At 39.0% G+C, this 17,790-nt stretch carries 16 protein-coding genes and 1 riboswitch; of the genes, 5 read left to right on the forward strand and 11 right to left on the reverse strand.

From position 1 onward, the window contains the following. Positions 1-174: 174 nt before the first annotated feature. The 6 genes from H7992_RS15295 to H7992_RS15320 form a co-directional block, all read right to left on the reverse strand. Positions 175-864, reverse strand: coding sequence for an N-acetylmannosamine-6-phosphate 2-epimerase (locus tag H7992_RS15295; RefSeq protein ID WP_067210503.1), 690 nt, complete (start codon positions 862-864; stop codon positions 175-177). 28 nt (positions 865-892) lie between these two features. Then, positions 893-1,879 (reverse strand): SGNH/GDSL hydrolase family protein, encoded by a 987-nt coding sequence (locus tag H7992_RS15300; RefSeq protein ID WP_187045154.1) that lies wholly within the window; start codon positions 1,877-1,879, stop codon positions 893-895. Positions 1,880-1,897: 18 nt separating this feature from the next. Beyond that, on the reverse strand, positions 1,898-2,815 hold the full coding sequence (locus tag H7992_RS15305) for a dihydrodipicolinate synthase family protein (RefSeq protein WP_187045155.1): 918 nt from the start codon (positions 2,813-2,815) through the stop codon (positions 1,898-1,900). An 88-nt stretch (positions 2,816-2,903) separates the two neighbouring features. Further along, the gene (locus H7992_RS15310; protein ID WP_255428447.1) at positions 2,904-3,785 is read right to left on the reverse strand and encodes a carbohydrate ABC transporter permease; all 882 of its coding nucleotides are present in this window, start codon (positions 3,783-3,785) and stop codon (positions 2,904-2,906) included. 15 nt (positions 3,786-3,800) lie between these two features. Further along, a complete protein-coding gene (locus tag H7992_RS15315; protein ID WP_187047913.1) occupies positions 3,801-4,649 on the reverse strand; it encodes a carbohydrate ABC transporter permease in 849 nt (282 codons plus the stop codon). 115 nt (positions 4,650-4,764) lie between these two features. Beyond that, complete coding sequence (locus H7992_RS15320) at positions 4,765-6,138, reverse strand: ABC transporter substrate-binding protein (protein WP_187045156.1); 1,374 nt, start codon at positions 6,136-6,138, stop codon at positions 4,765-4,767. A 369-nt stretch (positions 6,139-6,507) separates the two neighbouring features. Between H7992_RS15320 and H7992_RS15325 the strand changes: the two genes are divergently transcribed. The 3 genes from H7992_RS15325 to H7992_RS15335 all read left to right on the forward strand — a co-directional run bounded on the left by H7992_RS15325 (position 6,508) and on the right by H7992_RS15335 (position 9,519). After that, entirely contained in the window at positions 6,508-7,287 is a 780-nt protein-coding gene (locus tag H7992_RS15325) for a response regulator transcription factor (protein ID WP_187045157.1), read from the forward strand. Positions 7,288-7,291: 4 nt separating this feature from the next. Then, on the forward strand, positions 7,292-9,100 hold the full coding sequence (locus tag H7992_RS15330; RefSeq protein WP_187045158.1) for a cache domain-containing sensor histidine kinase: 1,809 nt from the start codon (positions 7,292-7,294) through the stop codon (positions 9,098-9,100). A gap of 140 nt (positions 9,101-9,240) precedes the next feature. After that, entirely contained in the window at positions 9,241-9,519 is a 279-nt protein-coding gene (locus tag H7992_RS15335; protein WP_187045159.1) for a DNA primase, read from the forward strand. An 87-nt stretch (positions 9,520-9,606) separates the two neighbouring features. Here the strand turns inward: H7992_RS15335 and H7992_RS15340 are convergent, their stop codons facing one another. Then, on the reverse strand, positions 9,607-10,821 hold the full coding sequence (locus H7992_RS15340) for a NupC/NupG family nucleoside CNT transporter (protein ID WP_187045160.1): 1,215 nt from the start codon (positions 10,819-10,821) through the stop codon (positions 9,607-9,609). A gap of 460 nt (positions 10,822-11,281) precedes the next feature. On the opposite strand from H7992_RS15340, the gene H7992_RS15345 reads away from it, so the two are divergent. Beyond that, positions 11,282-11,611: a DUF3889 domain-containing protein gene (locus H7992_RS15345; protein ID WP_067210521.1), complete on the forward strand. Its 330-nt coding sequence runs from the start codon at positions 11,282-11,284 to the stop codon at positions 11,609-11,611. Between the two features lie 248 nt (positions 11,612-11,859). Here the strand turns inward: H7992_RS15345 and H7992_RS15350 are convergent, their stop codons facing one another. The 4 genes from H7992_RS15350 to H7992_RS15365 form a co-directional block, all read right to left on the reverse strand. After that, on the reverse strand, positions 11,860-12,675 hold the full coding sequence (locus H7992_RS15350; RefSeq protein ID WP_067210524.1) for a Cof-type HAD-IIB family hydrolase: 816 nt from the start codon (positions 12,673-12,675) through the stop codon (positions 11,860-11,862). Between the two features lie 312 nt (positions 12,676-12,987). Beyond that, the gene (locus H7992_RS15355; RefSeq protein ID WP_187045161.1) at positions 12,988-13,722 is read right to left on the reverse strand and encodes a VWA domain-containing protein; all 735 of its coding nucleotides are present in this window, start codon (positions 13,720-13,722) and stop codon (positions 12,988-12,990) included. A gap of 329 nt (positions 13,723-14,051) precedes the next feature. Next, a complete protein-coding gene (locus tag H7992_RS15360) occupies positions 14,052-15,287 on the reverse strand; it encodes a nucleobase:cation symporter-2 family protein (protein ID WP_067213980.1) in 1,236 nt (411 codons plus the stop codon). Positions 15,288-15,334: 47 nt separating this feature from the next. After that, the gene (locus H7992_RS15365) at positions 15,335-15,922 is read right to left on the reverse strand and encodes a xanthine phosphoribosyltransferase (RefSeq protein ID WP_067213979.1); all 588 of its coding nucleotides are present in this window, start codon (positions 15,920-15,922) and stop codon (positions 15,335-15,337) included. A gap of 154 nt (positions 15,923-16,076) precedes the next feature. After that, positions 16,077-16,178: riboswitch (purine riboswitch) on the reverse strand. A 151-nt stretch (positions 16,179-16,329) separates the two neighbouring features. On the opposite strand from H7992_RS15365, the gene H7992_RS15370 reads away from it, so the two are divergent. Beyond that, positions 16,330-17,532, forward strand: coding sequence for a CynX/NimT family MFS transporter (locus tag H7992_RS15370; RefSeq protein ID WP_067213981.1), 1,203 nt, complete (start codon positions 16,330-16,332; stop codon positions 17,530-17,532). Positions 17,533-17,790 lie beyond the last annotated feature (258 nt).

Below are 17,790 nucleotides of genomic sequence, written 5' to 3' on the forward strand. Positions count from 1 at the left end.
TGCTGGAAAAGCGACCGTCCATCTGATTATGACCGGCATGAGACCTGTTATGCTCGCCATGGCTCCGATTATGACTGGCATCTGCCGTATTATCACCGCCACGGGTTACCTACACAAAAAGGAGCTATAAACCGCTATGGTTTTAGCTCCTTTTTACTGTTCAATTAACATCTCTCATTTAATAGCATCAACAAACCTTTTTGTAATATCCATAGGTCTTGTTATTGCTGTTCCAACAACAGCAGAGTAAGCCCCTAGTTCGAACACGCGCTTAAGTTGTTCTGGTGTCCAAATACCGCCTTCTGCGATAATCGGGATAGGAAAATCCTTCACTAGCCTCTCAATTAACTCCATATCCGGCAAACTTGTGCCTCGCGTATAGTCGGTATAGCCACTAAGTGTTGTTCCTAGGCAATCAAATCCTAATGCATAAGCTTCTTTCGCTTCTTCATACGTTGAGCAATCAGCCATGAATAGTTGATCACTATATTTTTCGCGAATAGTAGGGAAAACCTCGCTTATGAGTTTACCGTCCGGCCTGATTCTATTAGTTGCATCTAACGCAATAATGTTCACACCTTCTCGATAAAGTAAATCTATTTCTTTTAGAGTTGGTGTGATGAAAACATCAGATCCCTTGTAAACACTTTTAATGATGCCAATGATCGGCAATTCCACATTTTTTTTAATCTCTTTAATATCTTCAACGCTATTCGCTCTAATTCCTTTAGCCCCGCCCTTCATTGCGGAATATGCCATTTTCCCCATTATAAACGAACTGTGCATTGGTTCTTCTGGAAGTGCCTGACAAGAAACAATAAGTTCATGTTCTATAGCAGCAAAAATTTCCGCTTTAGTTTTCAGTTAAATACACCTCCATGTAGCCCTGCTTTCATTTAAAATATTCCTTAAATTCATTTGCAAAATTATGCCCCATCAGCTTATAGCCTTCTGCATTCGGATGAAGTTCGTCCGGTAGTAAGCCGGCGTAGTCTTCCCCCAGGATATCCAACCCGTTCACATAAAAAAGATGATCATCACCATTTCTTCTAAATATCTCTACAATTTCTTGTATTTGTTGTCTCATCTTAATAAGCGTAAAGCCGACTAGATTAGGGGTCCCCTCTCTAAATGCTCCATAAATAGGAGAACTTAAAACTATTGGAACTTTCGACTGTTTTTCACGAATAATTTTAATAAATCCAATGATAATCGCTTGAAATGTTCGTTCATTATAACTGTTTGCACCGTATATATTTATGCCCGCACAGAGGGAAATAAAGTCAACGGGCGTATCCCTAATCGTTCTAGCAATCATTGGTTCATACTGGCATTGCCCACTGAATCCCAGGCAAGTTAAATCCAAATCTAATTCGGCCGCGGTAATAACCGGCCATGTCTGTGAAGGGCTTTCTGCCGCCTGGCATTGAGTAATGGAACTCCCATAGGCCAGCCATTTCCTCCTTAAAGAAGGGTAAGCGTTCCAATTCGCTTCTTCAGCAATATAAACATTCCTTACGGCCATTTTTTGTCGTTGCGATAAATAAATTTCAACAACTTTATTACTTGCTAAGAGACCATCCACTGTAAAAGACGTATCCTTAGATCTAACTATTATCGTTTTCACTAATTCCCTATCAATCACGACATCGAATTCTACTTCAACTTCAGATGCTGCAAATTCCACTTTAATCGTTGGGGAGTTTGTTTCAAACGTTATTCGAACGCCGGCAGGTATCTCTGCTGTTCGGTTAAGTTGATTTGGCGTATAAAAATCTTTATCTTCATGAAAAATTCTCCAAGGACTAATAAGCCCTCCACTTTTTCCAAGTGATATAGCGCCCAAAATCGTTTCTGAATTCAATACAATTGGTTTCATTTATCCACCGCCAACATTTTAATTTTGAGTCTGATAGTTCATTATTACTTCGTCAATCCTAGTCTTAATACCTTCAACTTTCTCAATATCGTCTCCAGATACCGGCTCTAATGGGCCTCTAACGCTACCAATATTTACGCCCTTTAGTTTATAGATTTCTTTAATAACGGAATACATTGAACCATTCAATGAACATAATGCCATAATGATATCATTAATGTCATGTTGAATTTTCCGCGCTTCTGAGAAATCCCCGGCTGATACAAACTCTTCCGCTTTTAGGAACAACTCTGGCATCACACCATAAGTTCCGCCAATCCCGCTATCCGCACCAATTAACCTTCCGGATACATATTGCTCATCTGGGCCATTAAAAACAATAAAGTCGTCATGTGCTGCCGCTTTAAATCTTTCAATATCCATGACTGGCATCGAAGAGTTTTTCACACCAATTAGCTTGTCGTTCTGTAATAACTTCTTGAGTAAGTTAATGGAAAGATTGTATCCGGTCGTTTGAGGGATGTTATAAATAATAAACGGCAGGTCCGTTGAATCCATAATTTCCGTCCAGTACTTTTCAATTGCACTTTCAGGCAGTTGAAAATAAATTGGCGGTATAGCAGACAACGCATCATACCCTAATTCTTCCGCGTACTTCGCTAATTCAACGCTTTCTTTTGTTGATGGTGCTCCAACATGGGCAATCAACGTAAGTTGCCCTTTCAGGCTTTCGGCAACATATTTCAATGTCGCCTTTCTCTCCTCAAGATTTTGATAAATACACTCCCCCGAACTGCCACCAACGTAGAGACCTTGTACTCCTTTTTCATAAAGATGAATCGCTAACGCTTTAATTCTCTCTGGTGATATTTCTCCTGCTTCATCATAACAAGCATAGAATGCTGGAATAATTCCTTTATACTTATCAAGTAACATATTCTTTTCTCCCCTCTTGACTATCTATGTAAACTGAGCGAAGGCGCTCTACAAGAGGCAGCCTTTCGCAGAGCGACGAAGCGGGTGTTTATTTGACTGAGCCCATCGTAATTCCTTGTGTAAAGGACTTTTGGAACAATGTGAATATGACGATCATCGGTACAGATGCAAGTGCTGCTCCAGCCATCATGACCCCATAATCAGTCTTATGCTCACCCTGCATCGTAGCAATACCTAGTGGTAGGGTCATCATTTCCGTCGAACGAGTGATAACAAGTTGGCTGAAATAATCGTTCCAACTTAACATGAATGTAAAGATTGCCAAAGCACCTAGAGCTGGTTTTAGCATCGGAATAACAATATGCCAAAACGTACGAATTTCACCACAGCCATCTATTTTAGCAGCTTCCAAAAGTTCATTGGGTATCGTTTGAGAAAACTGTTTCATAAGGAATACACCGAATGGCCAGCCGATTGCCGGAATGATTAACCCTTTATATGTATCTACCCAACCGAAATCCGCTAGCATTGTGAACAATGGAACAAGAATAACTTGTTTAGGGAGTGCCATTGCAGCAATTAGTACAATAAAGATCAGCTTGCGCCCAGGAAATACTTTTTTGGCTAGAACAAAGCCCGCTGTAGCGCTTACAAAACAGACAGCAATCATTTCACTGCTTGCAATAAAAAAACTATTAAATGTCCAGCGCCAAACCGGATTACTAAATAGTGTTACCCAGTTATCCAATATTGGTTTTAGTGGAAACCATTCTGGTGGTATCGTTATCGCAACAACTTGAGCTTTGAATGCCCCCGTGATAATCCAATAAAACGGAAAAACAAAGAATAGTGCAGAGAGAATCAGTAATAGAGTAGCTATTATTTTGAATGCGCTTAATTCATGAAACCATTTTTTATTACTAGATCGATTAAACTTTTTCTTCATGTTTAACTGGGATTGTGCTTTCATGACGTTTCCCTCCCCCTAATACTCAACATCATTGCCTAAGTATTTAAATTGAATGATAGAAATCACTCCAATGACTAAAGCTAAAATGACCCCCATTGCAGAAGCTAAGCCAAAATTACCAAGTAGGAATGCTTGTTGATATACGCCATACATCACGGTCGATGTACTGTATATTGGACCTCCAGAGGTTAGCAATTGGATGAGAGCGAAACACTGAAACGAATTAATTGTCGTAATGACAATCACATATAAACTTGTCGGCATCAGTAATGGCCATATAATTTTCCGGAAAATTTGCCACGGTGTAGCTCGATCAATCTGGGCTGCTTCAATATACGTAGTCGGAATGTTACCGAGTGAAGCAACGTACAGAATAATTGGCTGTCCAACGGAAGTCGTGATTAATATAACTGTAATCGCCATCAAAGCTGTTTTAGGATCTCCCAGCCAGGAGACCGGCTCTATTCCAAAAAAACTAGTAATATAATTAAGAATTCCAAAGTTAGGATGATAGATCCAACCCCATACGACAGTAACACTCACCACTGAGGTTACAGCAGGTAGATAGAATATCCCCCTACAAAATGATCTTATAAATTCACTTTTCTTATAGATGGACATCGCTACAAAAATAGAAAAACCAATAACGATAGGAACAGCAACTGCAACAAGTACAATTGTATTAATCATAGATTTATGGAACGTTTTATCATGATAAAGAGTTACATAATTATCCCATCCAATAAATTCAAAACTCGTAATGTTGTAATCGAAAAAACTCATGTATATTCCTCGCAGCATGGGATACACAACGAAAATGAGGAAAAATGTTAACGCAGGTAATAAAAACAAATAACTCATCATCCAATCACGTAATTTGTTTTTGTTTGGTTTACGAATGGTAGCTAACAATTGTTTCACCCCAATCTAATTCTTTATGGAAAGGAGCAGCGAATAAATAATGCTGCTCCTCTTCACTTTATTTATTCGCTGCTTTCGCTTTCTCAATCGCGGCATTGGATTTCTCCGCAAATTCACCTAACGCTTCTTTAGCTGATTTCGTTTCAAGGATTGCTTCTTGCAGTGCTGGGAACCAGAAAGTACGCACTTCTGCATAGCCGTCTGCAATCGTTGGTGGATCTGTTATGAATTTACGTGCCAGCTCTGAATACTCATACTCAGACCCTTCATATAGGCCTGTAACTGAGTTCCGCGCTGACAAACCTCCTGTTTGAATCAAGTTTTTCTCGCCCCATTCAGGATCGTTCACGATGAAGTCAACTAATTTTTTTGCTGCTTCAGCTTTTTTATCGTCATCATTATTAAAGACTGCTAGACCACCAAGAAATGGTTCAAGCTTCGGATCGGATCCATCCGGTGTTGGATAAGGAAGTAAAACATCCTCAAAGTCCTCTGTTTTATTTGGAGCAAAAAGTGATTTAAGTACAGCAGAATAGTTAATAGCAAATGCCATTTTACCTTGCAAGAATAAATCATTATGATCCCCAGCATCTAATGAAGCAGCGCCCGGTGCCACCAGTCCATCTCTTGAAGCTTGAACAACCCATTCAAGCCCTTTAATCCCGCTTTCTGAGTTAATCGCAACAGCGCTATAATCTTCATTCAAAAACCGACTAGTTCCTAGATTAGTAATATATCCTCGTGTCCCTTGGTCTCCCGCAACGCTTTTTGCATAGAAACCAGATGGAATGATACCCGGAGCCTTTTCTTTAACTGCATGTAACGCTTTCTCATACTCCGCTACAGTCCATGTCCGATCTGGTCGATCTAATGGTAGCAAATCAAGTTCGCCAATGTCCTCAAATAAAGTCTTGTTGACAGCCATCATGAATGGCCCTGTATTGAATGGATACATATAAACCTGATCTCCAACCATCGATTGTTTCATTAACGCTGGAGATATATCATTTTTCACATCATCTGGCATCATGTCATTTAGTGGTGCAAGTAACCCTTTCTTACCCCAATCAATGATCCGCCCTGGAGCGTCGTAGATCATATCTGGTGCTGTGTTCGTAGCGATTGCTACATTCAGCTTTTCAGGTCCACCTTCAAAAGTAAGCATCTCTAACTTCACTTTAATGTCTGGATTTTTTTCATTGAAAGCGGCAATAATTTCTTTCTCATACTTACCCACTTCTCCATCTAAAGCTTGGAAGTTCGGGAAATTCCACCACGTTATTTCCACCTGTTTTTCATTACTTGGATTTTTGTCTGTGTCTTTGCCACCTTCGCTTTCCTTTGCTGTGTCTTGACTACAAGCGGTCAAAAATAGTGATAATACAAGGGCCATTACAACTAACAAGACAGAACCCTTTTTCGAACCTCGCATAATATCTCCCCCTCCTTGTATTTCCGGAAATAGTGGTGAAGCGCTTTCATTTCCTGTTTTAAGCATAAAGTCAATAACCAGACATGACAATCCCATGAACTTTACATTCATAGCCCTATTCTGACATAAATGCTCCAAACCCCTTTAAATTATTTAATAATTCCAACTTCACTACGCCGCCATTAAAGATTAACCTCCACAACATGTTTGAATCTTCTACCAATTTATTGTTGGGGAAACTTTTTTTATCGTGTACACTTAAAATAGATTCACAAAATGGCTGTTTAAGTAAGTAATAGAAATTTAGAGGTCTTTTAACACATTCCTAAAAAACAACAACTACTATCAAATGATTTTTGGGGGAATACGATGTATAAATTGATGATTGTTGAGGATGAACCTCTCATACGTTCTGGATTAAAACAGTACTTCGATTGGAAAGAGTTAGGGGTCCATACAATTATTGAGGCGGAAAACGGGAAAGACGGAGTGGATAGAGCTTTAATCGAGCTCCCCCACTTGGTGATTACAGACATTCGTATGCCTGTAATGGATGGACTTGAAATGATTGGACAGCTCCGATCAAAACTGCCCGATACCCTTTTTATTATCTTGACTGGCCACAATGAATTCGAGTACGCGCAAAAAGCCATTCATTATGGCGGTGTATATGATTATTTACTAAAACCATTGCAATACGAAAAAAGTTTTTCAGTTATTGTAAATTGCTTAGAAAAAATACGCCTAAAGCAACTTATGCCACAATCTTTCGAACGGCTGACAGATCGAGGTACAAATCAAGGGGTTGGAATTGCGCCTGAAGAAGGCCTTCAACTTTTCGAAAAAATAGAGTCCTATATCAAACTGCATTTGGATCAAGAATTAACACTCAATATGGTTGCCGAACATTTCTTTTATCATCCTTCTTATTTAAGTCGGCTATTCAAAACAAAATTAAATAAAAACTACATGACTTTTGTAAGCGAAATAAGAATTAATTATGCGCTACAATGCCTGAAGGTGTCGCAACATTCCATCGCCGACGTGGCAAGTTTATGTGGGTATAAAAGTTATAAACATTTCGTAAAAGTATTTAAAAGTATTACCCAAATGACACCAACAGAATATAGAAAACAGTTAAGGCTATGATATTATGAACCATTTGAAGCGCTTCTTACCATTTTTCCAATTTAAACATGTGAATCATCAAATTTTTGTCCTTATGATTTTGACGATTACCATCCCGCTGCTGATTTTATCCGTAATGATTTACATGTTTTCAATTCAATCAGCTAAAAAAGAGTATCAAAATAGTTCGAATCTCATTCTTAATAATCTATCTTTTAATTTCGATCAATATTTGCAGAGCATCGAGATGGGGGCGCTTACTGCACAGATGGACAGTAAACTACAAAATGCGCTTGAAAATTGGCAAGGAGATGACTCAGAACGAGACTATGTTCAAATTTTAGAATACGAAAATGCGATTGAACATTTTATCAGTACAATTGAAATAACAATTGAGAATGTCGATAGCGTCCAAATTTATATAGGTGACCATGTATTTTATTCGACACTAAAAAAATCCGTATACGATGTGAGTAACTTAACAAACGAAGAATGGTATAAACAAACCATTGAGCAAAAAGGTAGAATCGTCTTATTTGGTACTCACCAACCATTTAATAGGGTAAATTCCAATGAATCAGTGATATCAATCGCAAGGGTAATTAATAAAAATGGAAGCAGACAACCGTTAGGTGTTTTGCTTATTGATATCCGTTTAGATTCATTACGTAACATTCTAAATTTATCAGAAAATCATAATCGGAATTTCGTTATTTTGGATCCTCTTGGCAGTGTTATTTACGCTTCTGACCTAGATCAAATCGACTCCAATATGACATTTAAACCCGCTATCCAGCCTTTCCTTTCCGATTCAAATAAGGAATCCGGGAATTTTTACGCACCGGTAGACGGGGTTAATTCATTTTTCAATTTTGTCACTTCTCCCTACTCAGACTGGACAGTTATTCAATATATAGAAGAACAGGAAATGACTAAGCATGCGGAAATGCTTCGCAAAGTTATTTTAGGGTTAGCTTTCTTTTCGATTGGTATGGCTATGTTATTTATGGTGATCTTATACATACGTGTAACTGAACCAATTATCTTTTTAAGTAGGCAAGTGAAAATAATCGGTCGCGGAAAATTCGATGTTAACTTGACTAGCAAACGTCAGGATGAATTTGGCGGACTTTATCAGGGAATTAGCAAAATGGTCACGGACATACAAGATTACATTGAACGGTCCTCTGTGTTAAAAGCTCAACAAAAGCTAGCACATTACCGCGCGCTTAAAAGTCAAATCAATCCGCACTTTTTAGCTAACGCACTTGAATCGATTCAAATGAAAGCGGTGTTAAACAAACAACGGGATATTGCTGAAATGATTGGGGTACTCGGACAGTTATTTCGAATTAATATCCAAAGTGGGAAAGAAACAATCACATTGGAAGAAGAATTGACCCACATTCGCCTGTATATCCAAGTACAACAAATGCGATTCGGAGATAAAATTCAGTACGTCGAAAACTTAGCTCCAACTAGTGAATCTATACGACTTTTGCATTTCTCCCTTCAGCCCCTTGTAGAAAATGGTATTGTCCATGGGTTAGAGCGTAAATATGGAGCTGGAATACTTGAAGTTTCATCTATTTTTTCCGGCCAGGATATGCTAATAACGGTGAGTGACAATGGAGTCGGTATTGATGAAGAACAACTACAATACTTGAAAAATCGCCTTGCACAATCCTCCAGTACATTAACCGAAGAACATATCGGGCTTAAAAATGTCCATGATCAAATTCGGTACTATTTTGGTGATCAATATGGCATTGAGATTGATAGCTCGCTCGGAGTAGGCACGACGGTAACCATACGAATTCCAGCAAGAACATGAAGTTACTAGTTAGGAAACAGGACTCTAATTACTATGCTTCTTTCACCTATCTGAAAAATCTAAATGATTCACACGATAAAATGTGGGTATTACAAGAACATGCACCATTCATCTTAGACATACTCTTGGAGGAGATTTAAATGGATTTAAAACTTAAAGGCGAAAAGAAATGGTTAAAGCTAGGAGCGGCAACATTGCTCTCAGTCGGAATGCTTGCTGCATGTGGCGATGGGGATGACGACGATGTTGACGTGGATGTTAACGAACCTGTAGAAGATGTCAATCCTGAGGATGGAACAAATAGGGATGTAGATTTAGATACTGATGATGAAACAGATAAAGATGTTGAGGTTGATGACGATGGCGTCGTTGATGATAAGAAAGATGACGACCATATCGAAGATGGCAGCGACGGTTAATTAGATAATCTGCTGTAGCACTTAAACCAAAAAGGACTGGATGGCATCGTAGCCGTCCAGTCCTTTTTGGAATTCAAATTTTCATTTTCAAATGAACATCCCTGCAATAGCGGCACTCAATAACGAGGCTAACATCCCAGCTGCCACCGCACGAACACCCAGTCTTGCAATGTCAGGACGTCGACTTGGTGCAAGAGAACCTAATCCGCCAAGAAGAATTGCCAGTGAACTTAAGTTCGCAAAGCCACAAAGTGCAAAGCTCACGACGATGACTGTTTTAGGGCTGAGTGATGCAATTTCAGGTGCGAATGATGCATACGCGACAAACTCATTCAACACAAGTTTTTGACCAATGAATCCACCTGCTGTTACTGCCTCTGACCAAGGAACACCGATGGCGAATGCCAGCGGTGCAAATAGAATGCCGAGAATCCCCTCAACGGTCAACGATTCAAAGCCAAACACCCATTTACCGATTCCGCCTAACATGCCATTCATCATAGCGATAAGCGCAATGAACGCCAATAGCATGGCACCGACATTCAAGGCAAGTTTTAATCCATCTCCTGCCCCACGTGCTGCTGCATCAATAACGTTCACAGATTCCTGATCCTTACCCATCTCAAAATCTTCAACTTCTGACTTCTCCGTTTCCGGTATAAATATTTTCGCCATAATCAATCCTGCAGGTGCAGCCATGAAGCTTGCTGCAATTAAATACTCAAGTGGAACACCCAGGAGTGCATAACCCGCGAGAACAGAACCAGCAATAGATGCAAGTCCTCCTGTCATGACTGCAAAAAGCTCTGACTTCGTCATGTTTGCCAAAAAAGGTCGGATGACAAGTGGAGCTTCCGTCTGTCCGACGAATATATTCGCGGCCGCAGAAACCGATTCTGCTTTACTCGTGCCAAGCAGTTTCGATAATGCGCCTCCGATCAGTTTGATAACCACCTGCATAATTCCAAGATAATATAGCACGGAAATCAAGGAAGAAAAGAAAATGATGATCGTCAACACTTGGAATGCAAAGACGAAACCGAATCCTTCAACGTCCGCTACCGGACCGAAAAGAAATGCAACCCCTTCGCCAGCGTAGTCAATGACATTTTGCACGAGTCCAGAAAACCATATTAATCCAGCTCTCCCCGCCTCCCATTTCAAGACGACGAATGCAAATGTCACTTGGATGATTAAACCAACAACGATAGTCCGGTAATTAATCGATTTCTTTCCATTAGATAAAAGAAATGCAATTCCTAATACCACAACTATCCCCAAAAGCCCCCACAATAAATTCAACTAGTACACCTCTTCATATGGAAGTTTTCCATTTATAATTTTGTTACTAATACGCCAATTCGCACTATGGAAAGCTCATTTTAGTTGTCTGACGTCATACAACTAAATGAGTTTAGCAAACGAAATGACATAAGTAAATAAATTGTGCGGAAAATAGGAAAAACTATGTTTTCCAAATGATTCAGCAGTTAGTATTCCACATTTATCCGAAATTACTCGTCGTTTTTTGAATACGCTCACATTTTAAGACAACAAAAAAAGACTACCCTTTAAGTCAATACAGCTGACCTGTAAGAAAGTCTTAGTACAATCATCTTCTATATCCTGTTACCAATGTCTATTTTTACGAAGAAAAGAAATAATTGTAATCAAAAAAATGGATTAAACGATGGTAAGCAGTTGGTCTTAGAATGACTTTCAAAAAATTACCCATCCTATAAAAAAGGAGATGTCATCAATTATGAGAAAAACATTTATTGCACTTGGAATTATTATTACAGTTAATTCAGCACCAACATATATCCCAACCATTGCTCATACACCACCAGAAATTCCAGCTTACGCTAAGTGGGGTAAACTCGCTATAAAAGAAACACAATCAAAATATCCCAATGCAACTATTATTGACTACCTTCATGAAGGAAGCGAATCTAGAAAGGATTCAACAATTGAAAAGTTTAAGCTATGGTTAAAAGATGGTGACCACGAATTCGGCGTTTTTGTAAGAATTGAGTATACTACCGAAACTGAAAAAGTAGTTACTATTGAATTTGAAGAAACTTCTAGGTAAAACTTCACAGTCGTGGCCATTCTTTTTCGGAATTTGATAATTCCCATTTTTCAAGGGATATTATTTTTAAATCCAAATTATCAAGAGGCTTAATTAAATGGAAAAACTATGCCCTTACCTAAATTACTGAGACAATATAAAACACCTACGTAATTGACACACTTATTAAAAGTGCATCTATCGTAGGCGTTTTTTCATTAAGTAGCCCTATTCAACTATTTTCAACACCAAAGGAAGTTACCTCACCATCATTCTATCATTGCTCCCATAGGCTCTAAAACAAATTTCTCGATTGCATGGAGCACTCCTTCTTCATTGTTCGTCAGTGAGATATAATCCGCAAGGTCTTTCAATTCCTGGACCCCGTTACCCATCGCGATACCTAAACCAGCCGTCTTAATCAGTTCAATATCATTGTGATTGTCGCCTATAGCGATAATTTCTGTACGATCGATACCAAGATTACTCGCTAGGTGCAATAAAGCACTTCCTTTGTTAGCTTCTGGATGCGTCACTTCAAGATAGTTTACTAAAGACTTGGCGATATGTGCACTCCCTCCAAACAATGCCCGCAATTCATCCTGTAAGGTTGCAAGGTAGGCAGGCTCTTCGATAAAGAGTGCTTTCGTAAATCCTAGTTTCGCAAGTTTGCCAAGATCCGGTTCTATTTTATACGGGACCTTCGATTTTTTGGAGTACTCAATAATCTTGTCATTTTCTGATGCAGCATAAAGAATATCATCTTGATAAACTTGCAAATGTATTTTTTTATCACGAGCTATCTCAACTAGTTTTTGTGCCATGTTAGGAGGAATAAGTCGTTCATACATCACTTCATCGTCATCAATGCTTTTAATGATTGCACCCTGATACGTAATAACTGGTACATTGATGCCAAGTTGCTGTGCAAATAATTTCGCAGATGGAAACATACGCCCTGTCGCAATCGTGACAACTGTTCCTAATTCCACCGCTTTTTGAATAGCCTCGATTGTTCTTGGCGTAATCAGTAATTCATCCGTAAGTAATGTCCCATCAAGGTCAATCGCAATTAGTTTATACATGGAATTCCCCCTTTACTTAATGCTATCTAGTTATCGTCGCATGTTGTGACTTACACTGTCTAGTGAAGATACTTTTCATCTCGCAATAATTGCATGTTAAAATCGAGAGGTGGAAAATAAAATAGTTATGTCACTAACTTACAGGCGTTTTTTTGTGGCTACCTCGAGTCACGATACGTCAACATTATTTCATTGAAATTCTCTAATTGATGTTCGTTGATATTTTACTATACCCACTCCATTCACCAACAGTTCCTGTTGCGTGATTGTATTCTCCCCTATAATTCTAGTATTCTTAATAGATGTAATTTATCAGCTTAGCATCCCCTTGGCTTTCACTTGAAGTAACCAGTCTGGAAACTCTGTAAGCAACTTATCATACAGCTCTTCATCGGAAACCTTTGCAACATTACTGATTTTAAAGAAATCTGCATTGTCTACATACCTGTCTTTAAGGTCGTCTAACTTTTGCAAGAAAGCAAATTTTTCTTTACCAATCCCAACAAACTGCCAGAAAATAGGTTGATTTGCGCTTTCACGCACAATCCGTGTTGCCTCACTTTTATCAGAGTTATTCCCATCCGTTATAAAGAGTACAAAAGTAGGATGTTCAGGCTTAATAGGAATTTCTTTTGCTTTCTTACTGAATAAACCACCAAACAAACTTTTCTTAGCAGGTTCTTGATTCCCACTCAGTGCAATTCCATATTTACTCACTATCAATTCCATAACTGGAGCATATTTCGTTCCACCACTTACAGTCATTTTAGTGTCCTTTACAAATGTTGCATGGTTCACTTCTGTTGCTGTACCAACAAAATTTGCACCGTTATTGAACTGAAATACATCAATTTCTTTATTAGCATCCATGTTCATACCAATGGCTAGTAAACGCTCTACAATCTGCTGTACAGTCCCATTCTTATATAGTGAACTCATTGAGCCTGATTGATCGATTGCTAATATGATTTCTGCTTTAACACCAGTTAGTTTCTTCTTCTCTAATACAATACCTACTTTTTTAGTTAAATCTATTAAGTTTGTCATTTAATCATGCTCCTTATCTTTTTTAATATTTAATTTATGCCACACAAAATTATTATTTTCTCATTAAAAAATCTGAAGTCGTAAAAAGTACCAACATCTAAATATTCTCATTAATCCATCAACAATTACAACTGATTGTACCATAAGTTTATGGATAGCAAGATGGTGTCCCTGATTAACTTCCGCTTTTCAAGAAATAAATGTAGTTGTTTGTTTTCTTATTAACTTCTCTCAGATGCATTATTTTTCACACAAAAAATGTCGCTCCTTAATCTAAATGATTAAGGAGCGACATACATCATAGTCCATATCAAAACATGTGGACTATTTTATTCAGTTTTAAATTTCTTCTTACGTGAAGGCAACATATTAAAGAGTATATTCAACACAATCGCAGTGACACTTCCCGCGACAATACCGTTACTCGTTAATATTTTAAGATCTGAAGGGAATTGTGCAAAGAGTTCAGGTACGACTGTCACACCCAGTCCTATCCCGATTGCGCAAGCAATGATCATAGAATTCTCTTGAGAATCAGTAATAATTTTGCTTAACATTTTAATTCCTTGGGAAACGACCATTCCGAACATTGCGATCATCGCGCCACCTAAAACAGCATTTGGAATAATTGTTGTGAAAGCTGCGATTTTTGGAACAAAACCGAGCGTAACCAACATAATACCCGCGATTAAAATAATTTTTCGTGATCTGACACCTGACATTTGAATTAAACCGACATTTTGTGAAAACGTCGTATACGGAAATGCATTGAAAATACCGCCTAGTAAGACGGCGATCCCTTCCGCACGATACCCTTTTTCAAGATCTTTTCTCTTTATATCGCGCTCACAAATATCACCTAGCGCAAAGTAAACGCCTGTTGATTCAACAAGGGATACCATTGCCACTAAGATCATTATAAAGATAGCCGACCATTCGAAAGTCGGCATACCGAAGTAGAAAGGCTCAACCATATGGAAATAGGCTGCATCCCGAACGGCCGAGAAGTCAACTTTCCCCATAAACGTAGCAACAACAGTCCCGACAACCAAGCCGAGTAAGATGGAAATAGCCCGCATAAAACCAGTGGAAAACTTGAAGACTAGGAGGATAAAAAGCAACGTTCCGAAAGACAATGCTATATTCGACAATGAACCGAAATCACTTGCACCTTGTCCCCCACCCATATTGTTAATAGCCACGGGAATTAACGTAATACCGATAATCGTAACTACAGAACCTGTTACAACTGGAGGGAAAAATCGTACAAGCATACCGAAGAAACGGCTAATAACAATGACGAAAAGTCCCGATACGATAATTGCCCCATAAATAGCGGAAATTCCAGACTCGGTGCCAATCGCAATCATCGGTCCTACCGCTGTAAACGAACAGCCTAATACAACGGGCAATCCGATTCCGAAGAAACGGTTATTCATAATTTGTAAAATCGTTGCAATCCCACACATTAAAATGTCGATGGAAACAAGATAAGTCAGTTGTGTAGAAGTTAGGCCCAGTGCATTACCGACGATTAATGGTACGAGGACCGCCCCCGCATACATCGCCAAAACATGTTGGAGCCCTAAAGCAGTTGACTTAAGTGGATTGCTCACTTGGAAGTTTCCTCCTCAATAAATGTCACTTGCCCATTTTCGAGTGAAGCAATATTCGCAAGTGACTCTACACGGATGCCGCGTTCACGGATGAGCGCCCCGCCAGGTTGGAAACCTTTTTCGATAACAATACCAACGCCTGCCAACTTCGCTCCAGCTTGCTCAATGATATCTAGCAACCCAAGTACAGCTTGTCCGTTTGCAAGGAAGTCATCGATGAGTAAGACTGTATCTTGTGCTGTAATGAAATCTTTTGAAACGGAAATATCATTTGTTTCGTTTTTTGTGAATGAATGGACACTCGCCGTATACAAATGGTCCACTAACGTTAGTGATTTCCTTTTACGTGCAAAAATTACCGGTACCCCTAGTATCAAGCCCGCCATCATTGATGGAGCAATACCCGACGATTCAATCGTTAGAATTTTTGTTATTCCCGCATCTTTAAATCGTGTTGCAAATTCTTCCCCAACCGCCTGCATAAGAGGTGGATCGATTTGATGATTCAAAAATGAATCTACTTTTAGCACCTGATTAGATAATACTTTACCGTCTTTTACAATTTTATCTTTTAACAATTTCATTTTATTTTTCCTCCTTCTTGTTTTCACAATCAAGAGCCACAAAAATAAGCCCTATGACCATGCATCCAATCAAACCATGAGAGGAGCAATGTCATTCAGGCTTATTTGCTGAATGGAAAAGAAAGAGACATACCCAATTAAATGAGTACGACTTTTTCAATTCGTTGCTTCTCATAGTCGATTTATTTACGGTAAATCGGTAGATACTTGCGGGCCATATTCCCGCTATTATATGAGCGAATGCTATTAGAATGTTATTAGTATAGCACGGGAATTTCAGATTTCAACATCCTCAAAAGTTAAATAATGATTCATTCAATTCAATGAACGTACTATGTGCGGTGAATGTGTTATTGTAGATGAAATAAGTAGACTTTGGGGGCATTATCTTGACCAATCCACATTCCATGAATACAAATAAAAAATTAAAATTCACACGAAATACATGGTTTCTTCTTATCGGAATCATTTTCATCGCGTCCACACTTCGGTCGCCTTTAACATCTGTCGGACCATTAATCTCTTCCATTAGAGACAGTTTGGCCATTTCAAATGTATTAGCGGGATTCCTAACGACCATTCCTCTGCTCGCTTTTGCACTTATTTCACCGTTCGCTCCGAAAATTGCACGTCGCTTCGGAATGGAACTGACATTATTTGTATCACTCATTTTATTGACAGCAGGTATTATTACTCGTTCTCTAGGCACAACACCTAATTTGCTCATTGGCACTTTCCTAATAGGACTTGCCATTGCATTTGGAAATGTCTTATTACCAGGTCTAATAAAACTCAACTTTCCACTGCATATGGGTCTCATTACCGGTATTTATTCGGTCTCTATGAATTTATCCGCAGCCATCGCGGTTGGCGTCAGTGCACCACTTTCTCATAATACACAGTTTGGATGGAGAGGCGCATTAGGAGTTTGGGCGTTGCTAGCATTTATCGCTCTACTCGTCTGGCTCCCGCAACTTAAAAACAAGAAATCACCAAATTCATTGGATGTTCATTTGGAAAAGGCCAAATCACCCTCTTTATGGCGTTCTCCATTGGCTTGGAGTGTTACCTTCTTTATGGGGTTCCAATCTTTGATATTTTATACAACTTCCGCATGGATGCCTGAGGTGTTAAAAACGCAAGGAATAAGTCCAGATAGTGCTGGATGGATGGTTTCCCTCTTGCAATTTGCGCAATTACCAATGACATTCATCGTTCCGATTCTAGCAGGAAAAGTAAAAGATCAGCGCTGGATTGTAGCGGGTGTCGCACTATTATACCTCTTGGGCTATGGCGGTATCATGGCAGGCACAACTGCACTTGTTCCACTCTTTATGATTTTGATTGGAATTGCAGGTGGCGCAGCATTTGGACTTTCAATGATGTTCTTCTCATTACGCACACGGACACCACATGAAGCTGCAGATCTATCAGGTATGGCACAGTCCTTCGGCTATTTACTTGCTGCGGTTGGACCAGTACTCTTCGGATTATTACACGATTTCACATCAGGTTGGACAGTGCCGATGCTGATTATTATCATTGCATCTTTAATTGTCCTCCTATCAGGCTTGAAAGCAGGGAAAAACACCTTCGTTACTCCAGAGTAGGTGCTTAGAAATCTTCTACTACCAAAAAAGTGCTGTAAACCAATATTGGTTTACAGCCTTTTTCAAGTTATCATTTTTTTACTCGGCTACAACATCCGTTTTGACCTTCTCCTCTTTATTCTACTGGGCTATCAAAAGAACCTCTCTATCAAAATAGCAGTTAATACTAAGCCAACTATAAATCAAATACAGACAACTCCCCTAGAGTTCTTGCCGTTTCTACGAGGCAAATTGATAAAGTTCTCTTTCATTCTTTTC

The organism is Sporosarcina sp. resist (genome assembly GCF_014302295.1).
GTDB classification, from domain to species: domain Bacteria; phylum Bacillota; class Bacilli; order Bacillales_A; family Planococcaceae; genus Sporosarcina; species Sporosarcina psychrophila.

What these genes read in the sequence shown, in the direction of transcription:
- H7992_RS15300 (WP_187045154.1), bottom strand. Translation starts at nt 1,879, where the DNA reads ATGAAACCAATTGTATTGAATTCAGAAACGATTTTGGGCGCTATATCA.
- H7992_RS15305 (WP_187045155.1), bottom strand. Translation starts at nt 2,815, where the DNA reads ATGTTACTTGATAAGTATAAAGGAATTATTCCAGCATTCTATGCTTGT.
- H7992_RS15310 (WP_255428447.1), bottom strand. Translation starts at nt 3,785, where the DNA reads ATGAAAGCACAATCCCAGTTAAACATGAAGAAAAAGTTTAATCGATCT.
- H7992_RS15315 (WP_187047913.1), bottom strand. Translation starts at nt 4,649, where the DNA reads ATGATGAGTTATTTGTTTTTATTACCTGCGTTAACATTTTTCCTCATT.
- H7992_RS15320 (WP_187045156.1), bottom strand. Translation starts at nt 6,138, where the DNA reads ATGCGAGGTTCGAAAAAGGGTTCTGTCTTGTTAGTTGTAATGGCCCTT.
- H7992_RS15325 (WP_187045157.1), top strand. Translation starts at nt 6,508, where the DNA reads ATGTATAAATTGATGATTGTTGAGGATGAACCTCTCATACGTTCTGGA.
- H7992_RS15330 (WP_187045158.1), top strand. Translation starts at nt 7,292, where the DNA reads ATGAACCATTTGAAGCGCTTCTTACCATTTTTCCAATTTAAACATGTG.
- H7992_RS15335 (WP_187045159.1), top strand. Translation starts at nt 9,241, where the DNA reads ATGGATTTAAAACTTAAAGGCGAAAAGAAATGGTTAAAGCTAGGAGCG.
- H7992_RS15345 (WP_067210521.1), top strand. Translation starts at nt 11,282, where the DNA reads ATGAGAAAAACATTTATTGCACTTGGAATTATTATTACAGTTAATTCA.
- H7992_RS15350 (WP_067210524.1), bottom strand. Translation starts at nt 12,675, where the DNA reads ATGTATAAACTAATTGCGATTGACCTTGATGGGACATTACTTACGGAT.
- H7992_RS15355 (WP_187045161.1), bottom strand. Translation starts at nt 13,722, where the DNA reads ATGACAAACTTAATAGATTTAACTAAAAAAGTAGGTATTGTATTAGAG.
- H7992_RS15360 (WP_067213980.1), bottom strand. Translation starts at nt 15,287, where the DNA reads ATGTATGCGGGGGCGGTCCTCGTACCATTAATCGTCGGTAATGCACTG.
- H7992_RS15365 (WP_067213979.1), bottom strand. Translation starts at nt 15,922, where the DNA reads ATGAAATTGTTAAAAGATAAAATTGTAAAAGACGGTAAAGTATTATCT.
- H7992_RS15370 (WP_067213981.1), top strand. Translation starts at nt 16,330, where the DNA reads ATGAATACAAATAAAAAATTAAAATTCACACGAAATACATGGTTTCTT.